At 45.8% G+C, this 11,238-nt stretch carries 12 protein-coding genes; 3 read left to right on the plus strand and 9 right to left on the minus strand.

Annotation, left to right across the window (positions count from 1 at the left end; translation table 11 throughout):
* Positions 1-7: 7 nt before the first annotated feature.
* Both DH10bf12_RS00880 and DH10bf12_RS00885 read right to left on the minus strand, forming a co-directional pair.
* A complete protein-coding gene (locus tag DH10bf12_RS00880) occupies positions 8-859 on the minus strand; it encodes a 3-hydroxybutyryl-CoA dehydrogenase (protein ID WP_471736743.1) in 852 nt (283 codons plus the stop codon).
* Positions 860-1,227: 368 nt separating this feature from the next.
* Positions 1,228-2,406 (minus strand): acetyl-CoA C-acetyltransferase, encoded by a 1,179-nt coding sequence (locus tag DH10bf12_RS00885; RefSeq protein ID WP_471736744.1) that lies wholly within the window; start codon positions 2,404-2,406, stop codon positions 1,228-1,230.
* Between the two features lie 579 nt (positions 2,407-2,985).
* Between DH10bf12_RS00885 and DH10bf12_RS00890 the strand changes: the two genes are divergently transcribed.
* Entirely contained in the window at positions 2,986-3,942 is a 957-nt protein-coding gene (locus DH10bf12_RS00890; RefSeq protein ID WP_471736745.1) for a type II toxin-antitoxin system SpoIISA family toxin, read from the plus strand.
* A gap of 41 nt (positions 3,943-3,983) precedes the next feature.
* Positions 3,984-4,205, plus strand: a complete 222-nt coding sequence (locus DH10bf12_RS00895) for a hypothetical protein (RefSeq protein WP_471736746.1) — start codon at positions 3,984-3,986, stop codon at positions 4,203-4,205.
* Positions 4,206-4,301: 96 nt separating this feature from the next.
* Here the strand turns inward: DH10bf12_RS00895 and DH10bf12_RS00900 are convergent, their stop codons facing one another.
* Complete coding sequence (locus DH10bf12_RS00900; RefSeq protein WP_471736747.1) at positions 4,302-6,419, minus strand: heterodisulfide reductase-related iron-sulfur binding cluster; 2,118 nt, start codon at positions 6,417-6,419, stop codon at positions 4,302-4,304.
* Between the two features lie 154 nt (positions 6,420-6,573).
* Here DH10bf12_RS00900 and DH10bf12_RS00905 point away from each other — a divergent pair, with 154 nt between their 5' ends.
* Positions 6,574-7,716 carry a phospholipase D-like domain-containing protein gene (locus tag DH10bf12_RS00905; protein ID WP_471736748.1) on the plus strand — a complete coding sequence of 381 codons (1,143 nt, stop codon included), beginning with the start codon at positions 6,574-6,576 and terminating at the stop codon, positions 7,714-7,716.
* A 37-nt stretch (positions 7,717-7,753) separates the two neighbouring features.
* On the opposite strand, the gene DH10bf12_RS00910 is transcribed toward DH10bf12_RS00905, so the two are convergent.
* From DH10bf12_RS00910 to cobS, 6 genes are all read right to left on the minus strand, one after another.
* The gene (locus DH10bf12_RS00910; protein ID WP_471736749.1) at positions 7,754-8,056 is read right to left on the minus strand and encodes a TIGR04104 family putative zinc finger protein; all 303 of its coding nucleotides are present in this window, start codon (positions 8,054-8,056) and stop codon (positions 7,754-7,756) included.
* Positions 8,057-8,251: 195 nt separating this feature from the next.
* Positions 8,252-8,917, minus strand: a complete 666-nt coding sequence (locus DH10bf12_RS00915; protein WP_471736750.1) for an ATP-binding protein — start codon at positions 8,915-8,917, stop codon at positions 8,252-8,254.
* Positions 8,910-9,494, minus strand: coding sequence for a cob(I)yrinic acid a,c-diamide adenosyltransferase (locus DH10bf12_RS00920; protein WP_471736751.1), 585 nt, complete (start codon positions 9,492-9,494; stop codon positions 8,910-8,912). Before DH10bf12_RS00920 ends, DH10bf12_RS00915 begins: the two co-directional genes overlap by 8 nt.
* Positions 9,491-9,919: a bifunctional adenosylcobinamide kinase/adenosylcobinamide-phosphate guanylyltransferase gene (locus tag DH10bf12_RS00925; RefSeq protein ID WP_471736752.1), complete on the minus strand. Its 429-nt coding sequence runs from the start codon at positions 9,917-9,919 to the stop codon at positions 9,491-9,493. Before DH10bf12_RS00925 ends, DH10bf12_RS00920 begins: the two co-directional genes overlap by 4 nt.
* Entirely contained in the window at positions 9,871-10,506 is a 636-nt protein-coding gene (locus DH10bf12_RS00930; protein WP_471736753.1) for a histidine phosphatase family protein, read from the minus strand. Before DH10bf12_RS00930 ends, DH10bf12_RS00925 begins: the two co-directional genes overlap by 49 nt.
* Positions 10,458-11,234, minus strand: coding sequence for an adenosylcobinamide-GDP ribazoletransferase (gene cobS, locus DH10bf12_RS00935; RefSeq protein ID WP_471736754.1), 777 nt, complete (start codon positions 11,232-11,234; stop codon positions 10,458-10,460). Before cobS ends, DH10bf12_RS00930 begins: the two co-directional genes overlap by 49 nt.
* Positions 11,235-11,238: the final 4 nt, after the last annotated feature.

Below are 11,238 nucleotides of genomic sequence, written 5' to 3' on the forward strand. Positions count from 1 at the left end.
CTGGTGTTTATTCGTAGGTGTAGAAACCGCGGCCGGTCTTCTTACCAAGCCAGCCCGCTTTTACGTATTTGCGAAGCAGTGGACATGGTCGGTATTTGCTGTCACCGAATCCTTCGTGCAGAATCTCCATAATATAAAGGCACGTATCCAGGCCGATAAAGTCAGCTAACTGCAGTGGTCCCATCGGATGGTTCATACCCATTTTCATGACATCATCAATAGCTTCCTTGCTTGCTACACCTTCATAAAGCGTATAGATCGCTTCATTGATCATCGGCATCAAAATACGGTTTGAAACAAACCCTGGAAAGTCTTCCACTTCCACCGGTGCTTTGCTGAGCGATTTCGTCATCTCTTCAATCGCCTGATACACTTCATCCGTTGTAGCAAGTCCGCGGATGATTTCAACGAGCTTCATCACCGGTACCGGGTTCATAAAGTGCATGCCGATGACCTGTTCAGGACGCTTTGTTGCTGCTGCGATTTCTGTGATTGGCAGTGATGATGTGTTGGAAGCTAAAATCGCGTGCGCCGGGGCTGCCTGATCAAGCGTTTCGAAGATTTTTGTTTTGATGCTCATGTTTTCTACTGCTGCTTCGATGATGAGGTCAGCGTTTTTTGCATCGTTCAGATCAGTTGAGCGTGTGATGCGGCCAAGTGTGGCGTTTTTATCTTCTTCTGTCATTCTTTCTTTGCTGACTGCCCGGTTCAGGTTTTTTTCGATGACGCCGAGTCCACGTGTGAGGAATTCGTCCTTCAGGTCGTTGAGGATGACGTTGTAGCCTGACTGGGCACATACCTGTGCGATACCGCCACCCATTTGGCCGGCGCCGATGACCATGACTGTTTTGATGTTCATTGGGATTCTCCTTTTTACTCTGATATGCCCTGTTGGTCTGCGCTCCGGACGGGAAGCTTTCCGCGGCCGGGCGGTGAGCCCCTCCGGCTTCCCCGTATGGTCTCACCTGTCCCTTCTCTGCCGCTGGAGTCACCCGTCCTCCGCGCAGCCCAACAGGAGATGGTGCAATGTACAATTCTTTTTTTGATAAACCGCAGACCTGCGCTTCAGGCGGACGCTTTCCGGACGGCGGTCGCTGAGCCCCTTCGGCTTCGCCAATAGGGTCTCAGCCATCCCGCTACTCATCCGGAGTCGCCGCTTACGCTCCGGCCTGCTGATAATTCTATTTATACGTCAAATACATAAACCTCTTAGTTAAAAATTCAGAATCAAACCTGAATCAGTACTGCGTCGCCCTGGCCTCCGCCTGAGCAGATGGCTGCGATACCGAGTCCGCCGCCGCGGCGTTTGAGTTCGTAGGCAAGTGTCAGGATGACACGCGCGCCGCTTGCGCCGATTGGGTGGCCAAGTGCGACTGCGCCTCCGTTGACGTTTACTTTTTCAGGGTCAAGGTTGGCAATTTTGTTACTTGCGAGTGCGACTGCTGAGAATGCTTCATTGATTTCAAATAAGTCGATGTCTTCAAGTTTGTGGCCTGTTTTTTCAAGCAGTGCGTTGATCACAAGTCCAGGTGTTTGCGGGAAGTTTTTCGCTTCTACAGCCACTTCTGCGTGTCCAAGAATGGTTGCGAGCGGCTTTTTGCCTTCTTTTTCAGCGCGCTCGTCGCTCATTAATACCATTGCGCATGCACCGTCGTTGATGCCAGGTGCGTTACCTGCTGTGATTGTGCCGTCTTTTCCGAATGCCGGACGAAGACCTGCAAGTGTTTCAGGTGTTGTGCCTCTTCTGACTGATTCATCGTTTTCAACAGTGATTGGGTCACCTCTACGCTGAGGAACCTGAAGCGGCACGATTTCTTCAGCAAATGTACCGTTATCGATTGCATCCCCTGCAAGCTTGTGGCTTCTTGCTGCCCATGCATCCTGCTCTTCACGGGACAGGCTGAATTCTTCAGCTGTTGAGTTTCCGTAAGTACCCATGTGGACGTTGTTAAATGTACAAGTCAGCCCATCATGAACCATCATGTCTTTGACCATCTGATCTCCCATACGGAAGCCTGATCTTGCTTTATCCATAAAGTAAGGTGCATTTGTCATGGATTCCATTCCACCTGCTACGATCAGTGACTCGTCTCCAAGTCTGATCAGCTGGTCTGCAAGTGTAACTGAACGCATACCTGACGCACATACTTTGTTAATTGTTTCTGTTTTGACTTCCCATGGAATGCCTGCTTTTTGAGCTGCCTGACGTGATGGGATCTGTCCCTGTCCGCCCTGCAAAACTGTTCCAAGGATGACTTCATCTATTGTTTCCGGTGCAATGTCTGCACGCTTGAGTGCTTCTTTGATTGCTTCTGCTCCAAGGTCTGAGGCAGTGAATGATGCGAGTGATCCGCCCAATTTCCCGAAAGGTGTTCTTGCTCCGTCAATAATTACTGTTTTTGGCATTGTGATTCTCCCCTTTGTTTGTTTCCTGTTAACCGCTTCACTGCGTTCCAGGCGGACGCTTTCCGGACGGTGGTTGCTGAGCCTCCTCAGGCTTCGCCTTGCGGGGTCTCAGCTTCCCACTAATCGTCACGGAGTCGACGCCTTCCACTTCGTTCAGCTATGTGTGAATCACACGAATGACTAACAGGTGATTAAAATAACAATTGAATCCGCTTACAAAAATGCATCCTTGACCTGAACATTCTGACTGTTTTATAGCTGGGCGGGCGTGTGTTGACTGAACGCTCGCTCAGTAATTCCCCTTTAAAAAAGCCGATTTAACGGCATTTAAGTGATTCTTCCTATTCTATTGTAAGCGATTTCAAGCATTGATACAAGTGGAGTTATAGAATGTTAGTAAATTATATACATGGTATTTTTTATACTATTTAAATGACTGGAAAATATAATGTGATGAGTTGAAATTATCTCCTTTCATTTCTTCTGCTTGATTCTTATTTATCAATATAGGTTACTCTGAAATGTCCTTACAGGTTATTTCTCACGGATCATTCACCTGTTATTAGGAGTGGTGTCGGGATGGGACTTGTACTTTGGGTTTTAGTTGTATTACTGTTTTTACTTTATTTTTTTGTATCTGAATTAGTTAAAGAAAGGAGGATCTCAAAACCAGATTTCACCGGTGAAGCCAGGTGGGAAATATTTAAACGGCAGTCCCGCCAAAAGAATTTCAGACGGGGATTATATCTTATTTTTACTTCCGGTGCGGCAATATGGATAACCTTTTACGAATTTGCGGCTAAAGACTGGAATTTGTTGCTTCTGGCTGCAGCCTCAGTTGTTTTTATTGATATTGCAATTTTTTCAACACCAAGAATTAAAAAGATATGGAATACTGAATTTGATTTGGATGAAATTGAAGCATATAGATCGGACGCTGACGATACAGTCACCAGATTAACTGCTAAGGCTTCTCACTTTGCTTTAGTTCATGAAAATATACCGGCCAATGTTAAAAATATTGATAACGGCACAGATATTCTGGATTTTGTTCACGATGTACTTCAGAGTTACTTATCAAGATTTGGATTACTTGCTCACATTTATGAATTTTATGAGGCGACTGAAATAAAAAATGAGGAATTTGATTACCAAATTTATGAAGAGGATTTAATAGGGGTTTTAGAAGATATCGCTTCTACTTTCAGTTTGAACTTTGAAGATCAGGATTTTTTAAATGATGCTTATGCAGAGTTCATTAACAAATTTCAGGCAACTAATTTACCTATCCATGCTGAACCATCCATGAATAAAATGATCAGTAACCTGCTCCTAAACGAAAATTATACGTTAACGTTATTTTCCAGCAATCGCTCATACATGCTCACGCCGACTTTTTTGGATAGAAGACTATATCTTATCCTGATTGTCTGCAGATATGGTGAGATTGACACGCTCGATGGCTCTCTGGTTCCCCAGCTTGTTCAAACAACTTTGCAGCATTATGAATGGGGCGCTCAAACCGGTGTTAATTAGATGTTAAGCAGGTGCATTGAATGTATAGGAGGTGGTACGCAGTGTCCGGACTAACTAATGATCCCGGCAATACTGATTCTGCGAAAGAAGAAGCTTTTAAAACGATTCGAGTGAAAATCAAGTCAGCCAGCGACCAAAGCTGTATCAGTCAGTTCGATTTAAATGCTAAATCAAACGTGACGAAAGTAGGCAAATATTCTGTCCCGCACCATGAAAAAGAAAGAAAAAGACGCGGCAGTCATATCATATCGATGCTTAGATAAGGCTACTTGATGCGATCAACAAAAAACGACCTGGCCGTCATCAGAAGCAGCCAGGTCGTTTGGTTTTATTAGTGTATTCAATGCTTTTAAAATTTCTTATGCGCTTTCAGCCGTCTGAGGCTTCCCAATCACACTCAGTTCAAGAAGCTCAGCGACATCCATCGTACCCACTTCTTCTTCAACTTCCTTCGCCTTGGTACCGTCTGACAGCATTGTCAGGCAGTATGGGCAGCCGGAGCTGATCATGGATGGTTCTACGACGAGTGCCTGTTCTGTACGGGCAACGTTGACGCGGTGGCCTTTGTCTTCTTCCATCCACATGAGTCCTCCGCCGGCGCCACAGCACATGCCTGTTTCGCGGTTCCGTTCCATTTCCACGAGCTGAACGCCCGGGATTGATTTCAGGATTTCACGCGGTGGATCATATACTTCGTTGTAACGGCCAAGGTAGCATGAGTCGTGGAAGGTGATCTTCTCATTGACTGCATGTACCGGCTTCAGCCTGCCGCGCTCCACCAGTTCTGCAAGTACTTCTGTGTGGTGGTAGACTTCAGCTTTCAGGCCGAATTCAGGATACTCATTTTTAAAGACATTGTATGCGTGAGGGTCGATCGTTACGATCTTTTTCACTTCATTTTTTTCAAACTCAGCAATGTTGGCATTCGCCAGCTCCTGGAATAAGAATTCATTTCCAAGACGGCGCGGTGTGTCACCTGAGTTTTTCTCTTTGTTACCGAGAATTGCGAATTTCACGCCTGCTTCATTCAGCATTTTCGCAAATGAAAGGGCGATTTTCTGGCTTCGGTTGTCAAATGAACCCATTGATCCAACCCAGAAAAGGTATTCGAATTCTTCATCTGCTTTTTTCATTTCTTTGACTGTCGGTACCACAACGTCTTCGCGTGCTTCTCTCCAGTTTTCTTTTTCTTTACGGTTCAGACCCCAAGGATTACCCTGACGCTCAATGTTTTGCATTGCGCGCTGTGCATCCGGCTCCATTTTACCTTCAGTCAGTACAAGGTAACGGCGCAGGTCGATGATTTTATCAACGTGTTCATTCATGACAGGACACTGGTCTTCACAGTTACGGCACGTTGTACAAGCCCAGATTTCCTCTTCAGTGATAACGTCACCGATCAGGCTCGGGTGGTACATATCAATTGCTGCTTCAGTGCCGCCGTTTGCTGCAGCTGCTGCAATCTGATTCCCTTTTGTCTGTGCAAAAGCAGGTGCCGGGACCCATGGAGACTGTGACGTGACAGCTGCACCTGTAAATGTCAGGTGGTCACGGATTTTAGTGATCAGATCCATCGGCGACAGCATTTTACCTGTTCCGGTTGCCGGACACATATTCGTACAGCGTCCGCATTCCACACATGCGTACAGGTCAATCATCTGAAGCTGCGTGAAGTCTTCCACTTTCCCAACACCGAACGTTTCCTGTGACTCATCTTCAAAGTTAATACTGCGAAGCTTACCAGGATTATCAAGACGGTTGAAATAAACGTTGATTGGTCCTGCGATCAGATGAGCGTGCTTTGACTGCGGCACGTATACTAAGAAACCTAATAGGAATAATAAGTGTACCCACCATGCAAAATAGAAAATGACTGCGTTCGCTGTAGCACCCATCCAGCCGGTAGCAAGTGCAATGACTGAAGCGACAGGCTCTGTCCATGTAGGATCGTGATCAAAGAAGACGATTCCCGCACCATTTCCGAGTAATACAGAAACCATTAGTCCGCCGATAAAAATCAGTACAAGTCCTGATTTAAAACCCCTTTTAAGACGGACAAGTTTCTCCATGTAGCGGCGGTAGAACGCCCATGCCACTGCGACAAGAATCATTAATGTGACAAGTTCCTGGAAGAATGTAAATCCAGGATAGAAAATACCAAGTGGCAAATGTTCACCAGGTACAAGCCCTTTATAAATGAAATCAATTGCGCCTGCCTGTACCAGCAGGAACCCATAGAAGAACATCACGTGAATGATCCCGCTCTTCTTATCTTTCAATAATTTTTTCTGGCCAAATACCTGAACCATGATCTTTTTCATACGTTCTTTGATATTGTTATCAAACTCTTCTTTTTTACCGAGCTTGATAAAGTCATAGCGTGATTTCACCAGATAGCCAAATAAATAGACTGCGTAAGCGGTTACAAGAATGAACGCAATCCAGTTAACAATCAGCAAAATATCCCCAATGCTCATGTTCGCTGCACTCCTCCCAAAGTTGTCTGACTCTTTCTTATACTCATTATATAATGAATGAGCATTCAGTCAATGGATTTTCAGAACTTTTCTCTTTCATTTTACAGGTTCTGCTGTTATTTGGACATACTATTTTAGAGAAAGGAGTCGGATGATGAAAATATTTGTCTGGATTGCACTGCTTGTTATCTGGCTCAGGCTGGACTGGCTGACCGGATTAAAAAAGAATAAAAAACCACTTTCTTCTCCCTACAAAAGGAAAAATGCAGAAGCAACTTTTTTTGATGATGGCGTAGAGTGGATGAAGCAGCTTGAGGATGACTGTCTGAATGCAGTCTGCACAATTGATATCATGTTTTTCATTTTACAGCCCGATGATGCGGGGAAGCGTCTGATGAAACTGCTTGTAAAAAAAGCGCGTGAAGGCGTACGCGTGCGCCTGATGCTGGATGCAATTGGCAGCCGTTCCTTTAAAAAGTCACTAAAGCATATTCCGCATGAAGGGGTCATCATTCAATTCAGCCGCCCGTTTACGTTTAGAGGAAGCTGGTTTTCGATGCAGAAACGCAATCATAAAAAACTGTCAATTATAGATAAAAAAATTGCGCATGTGGGTGGTTTTAATATTGGTCTTGAATATTTACACATGGACCCTGTACTGACGCCGTGGCGTGATTATCATTTACGTTTGACCGGCGAGATTACACAGGATTGCCAGACTGAATTTGAGCGTGATTGGCGTCAGAAGTTCATTGAACCAGAATCAGCTGGCAGCGGAGCTTATCAGCTTGCTTCCTCTGAAACAATTGATCAGGAAGCGTTCATTTGCAGCCTGCTTAAAAGAGCGAAGGATTCGATTTTTATCGGCTCACCTTATTTCATTCCGACTCATAAAGTTGAAGCGTGTTTGTTTGATGCCATTGAAGGCGACGTAAAATTAACCGTTTTAGTGCCCGGAACGCCTGATCATCCACTTGTTCAGCCTGCCTCGTACCGCTACCTTCGCCGTCTGATAGAAAGAGGAGCAGATGTTTATCAATTCCAAAACGGCTTTTATCATGCAAAAGCGATTTTGATCGACGACAAACTGTGTGATATTGGCACAATGAATTTTGACCGGCGGAGTCTGTTGATTAATGAGGAGTTAAATGTGATTACGGAAGATACGGAAATCATTCAGTTGCTGAAGGAGAGTCTTGAGAAAGATCTGGCGAATTCGGTGAAGCTTCGGATGGGAGATTTGAAGGTACAGCCGATAAAAGAGACGGCTGCGTGGTGTGTAGGGCATCTGCTTTAATGTAAAAAGGCAAAGAGCAATGTCACTCTCTGCCTTTTTACCATAACGGTTCGTCTGTGTTTGAGAGTTTGACACCAACCGGCATGATGAGAATAGCACCGATCAACACGATTGTTGCCAGGATTGCGAGACTTGTAAAAGATAAGTCCAGTATCAGGGCGCTGAATATGATGATAAAACTGATCAACCCTGAAAGTGAAGCAGAGCGCTTTCTTGTATTCTTAGTTACGTACTGCTTTTCACCACAATGCGGACATTCCATTGCGCCATTAAACCACATCATCCGTTTAAAAGATTTCGAGTATGGCCATTTTTGGTGACAATTCTGACAGACTGGCATTGGAAGTTCCTCCTTCATGGTACTTATAGTAGTTATACGGATGAGCGTGGGAAAAGTTCCCTCATTTCAGGTGATTGCGACATCCTGGATCTGGATTGATACAACTTCCCCGGTGTATCGGGACATCTCACGCAAAAACATCGACATCCTCCCATCACACACACCGCTTCTGTCAAATCAAAAAAGCCTGCAGCATTACTCCACTGCAGACCTCCCCACGATCCAGCATGTTGCCGGACCAGCTGATTTATTTACATCTGCGCCAAATTCAGGCATAGGAATCTCAACACCAAGCTGCTCACACATCCGCGCCCACTCCGCTGCAATCCCTTTTGAACCGACCGGCCAGATAACTGCAACTGATGGATCATCAAGATAGGAGCGGGCGAGACATAATGGCGCGATCTCCGCATCTTGTTCAACCACTTCCATCCCAACGAGCGGCTTTCCTGCAAGCATCCACTCAACCGGACTGCTCACCTCTGAAAAGTCCCGAATCCTTTCACCAAGCACCGTCACTGCAACAGCAGACTGCTGCAGTGACATGTTTGATTCAGTGCTCCCGGTCACCTCAGCATTCACGTCAATTTCAGCCAGCCCCTGCAACGCACCTGCCTTAAGCTTTTCCCATGCCTCATCACCGCAGAAATTATGAATCACTACTGAAACCGGAAGTGCTCCTGCTGAAAAGCAATCTATCACTGCTGTGCGGAAAGCATAATAGGCGACTACCTCATAAGGAACATTCACTTCATCCAGCGGTTTTTCACCAATTGCTCCGCTGTTATCAGAAGTCATGACAAGCACCCTGTCACCCGCCTGCCACTCCATCGCGTTACGGCCGAAAGCTGATTTATTCATCTTTTGATTTTTTATTTGTATGGAACACTTTTGCGCTTCGGATATATTCAACATCTGAAATGTTCTGTCGCGCATTGACAACACGTGCACATGCAAACAGGTAATCTGACAGACGGTTCAGGTACTGCTGTGGTGTACCTGGCAGCTCAGCATCAAGCTTTGCAAGTGACACAGTCTGACGCTCAGCGCGGCGTGTAACGGTTCTAGCGATATGAAGCGTCGCTGCTGCAGGTGATCCGCCTGGCAGGATAAAGCGTTCAAGCTCAGGTGCTTCTTCCATCAGTTCATCAATTCTTTTTTCAAGCTGTTCTACTGCTTTTGGATCAAGCTTCCACTCACGGCGGCTTGATACGTTTGCGAGATCTCCGCCTGCATCAAACAGTTCATGCTGGATCGCCTCAAGGTCTGCCAGAATATCTGTAAATTTTTCTGCATCAAGCTCAGTGACAGCTTTCCCTACAAAGCTGTTTGCTTCATCGATTGTACCGTATGCTTCAACGCGGACATCATCTTTAAAAACGCGTCCCCCGATTAAGCTCGTTTGTCCTTTATCCCCTGTTTTCGTGTAAATTTTCATCTTAATTCCTCCTTTGTTTTCAGCTCTTCTGCAAGTCCATACCAGACTCTTGTCACGCGTTCTGCTTTTAATGCGGAATATTGATGACACCAGCCAAGAACGTCTCTTGTAAAGCGCTGTTCTTTTTCAAGCGGCACAATTCCTTTTGACTGATCCGTTCCAATGATGACCACGCGTCTGTCAGGCTTTCCGTCTTCCCATTTTGTTAAACGGTCCACTTCCTGTTTCCATGCCAGAACGACTTCATCACTGTCACGACCGAATTGCTTAAAAATCCAATTTTCAAGCGCTGTAAACAAAATCGTGCCCACACCACTTTCTATCTTTTCACTGGGCTCACTTACTTCCTGAAACGAAGCCTGATTAAGCTGTGATTCTACCCATTTTCGTTTGCCGTTGTAGGCACCGCCGATAACAAAGTGCAACGGTCTCCCCTCCCGAATGATGCTGCGTCTTTCCAGACAAGCGTCAGCCCTTCACCGTGAAGCGGCTTCCAGTCCCAGAAGTCTTTTTCTTCAGGTGCAAGCTCTGTTAAAAGCTTTCTAATCGGACCGCCGTGTGCCACGATGGCGATATCCCTTACCTCATCATGCACACACCACTCGCGGATTGTCTTCCATGCTTCCATCACGCGCACTGAAAAGTCTTTGAAAGATTCACCGTTTTCAGGCTGCATCAATTCAGGGTTATTCAGCCATTCTGCAAAGTCTTCACGCTTTTGCAGCTCGTCTGCTTTACGGCCTTCCCATTCACCAAAGTTGATTTCACGCAGTCCACGATGCTGAATTTTCGGCTGATCCGGAAACAGAATGTCTGCTGATTCCACACACCTTTTCAAATCACTGATCACAACGCGTTCTGCGTCCGGCCGGTGTTGTTTTGTTTCATGCAGACGGTCAATTCCATCCTGGGAGATCGATACATCTGACCAGCCGATATAGACTTTATCCTGATTTTCCTTTGTTACCCCATGACGATAGAGAGATAACACCACACGAGTATCAGACTCCATAATTCTCCTCCTTCAACTGAAGCACCAAGCGAATCCCCAGAGATTCCGCCGAACTCTTTTTTAAAAAAGATTACGCTGATGATTGTATAAATGATTGTTCCTGCTAAAAGTAAGATGAGTAACGGCCACATCTCCGGTGAAAGTAACAGCGGGATGGCTGCAACCAGACTGACTGCCCCTGCTTTTAAAAGAACATGGCGAGTCAGATAACTTTTCAAGTAATATGCCATACCATCCTGCCTTGCAAGCGGCGCTTTTACAAGCAGTACAGCGATCATCAGCCGGGACAGCACCGGAACCCAGATGAGCCAGATCCAGCCTGCCGCTCCCTGCATAGCGAGGTCGAGCAGCAGAATGAATTTTGACGCCAGCAGGACAATAAGTGATAGCACACCAAATGCACCGACTCTCGGATCCTTAAGAATCTCATGTCTCTTTTCAGTATTTTTGTACGAAAAGTACGCGTCACTGACATCCGTCCAGCCATCCAGATGCAGACCGCCTGTCAGAATAATAAACGTCAGCCAGACCAAAAATGCAGTGACCAGCGGACTTGCAGAAAATGCTTCTGCAGCAAAAATGAGTCCGATCGAACCACTCCCGATGATCGCGCCAACCAGTGGCAAAAGGCCGATCATCCAGCTGACTGACCGATGATTCATCTCAATCTCGCGACGGATTGGCAAAACGGTGAAAAATTGAATGGCAAGTAACAGTCCCTTTAACATGATG

The sequence above is a fragment of the Jeotgalibacillus sp. 10bf12 genome (assembly GCF_055597105.1).

What these genes read in the sequence shown, in the direction of transcription:
- DH10bf12_RS00880 (WP_471736743.1), bottom strand. Translation starts at nt 859, where the DNA reads ATGAACATCAAAACAGTCATGGTCATCGGCGCCGGCCAAATGGGTGGC.
- DH10bf12_RS00885 (WP_471736744.1), bottom strand. Translation starts at nt 2,406, where the DNA reads ATGCCAAAAACAGTAATTATTGACGGAGCAAGAACACCTTTCGGGAAA.
- DH10bf12_RS00890 (WP_471736745.1), top strand. Translation starts at nt 2,986, where the DNA reads ATGGGACTTGTACTTTGGGTTTTAGTTGTATTACTGTTTTTACTTTAT.
- DH10bf12_RS00900 (WP_471736747.1), bottom strand. Translation starts at nt 6,419, where the DNA reads ATGAGCATTGGGGATATTTTGCTGATTGTTAACTGGATTGCGTTCATT.
- DH10bf12_RS00905 (WP_471736748.1), top strand. Translation starts at nt 6,574, where the DNA reads ATGAAAATATTTGTCTGGATTGCACTGCTTGTTATCTGGCTCAGGCTG.
- DH10bf12_RS00910 (WP_471736749.1), bottom strand. Translation starts at nt 8,056, where the DNA reads ATGCCAGTCTGTCAGAATTGTCACCAAAAATGGCCATACTCGAAATCT.
- DH10bf12_RS00915 (WP_471736750.1), bottom strand. Translation starts at nt 8,917, where the DNA reads ATGAATAAATCAGCTTTCGGCCGTAACGCGATGGAGTGGCAGGCGGGT.
- DH10bf12_RS00920 (WP_471736751.1), bottom strand. Translation starts at nt 9,494, where the DNA reads ATGAAAATTTACACGAAAACAGGGGATAAAGGACAAACGAGCTTAATC.
- DH10bf12_RS00930 (WP_471736753.1), bottom strand. Translation starts at nt 10,506, where the DNA reads ATGGAGTCTGATACTCGTGTGGTGTTATCTCTCTATCGTCATGGGGTA.
- cobS (WP_471736754.1), bottom strand. Translation starts at nt 11,234, where the DNA reads ATGTTAAAGGGACTGTTACTTGCCATTCAATTTTTCACCGTTTTGCCA.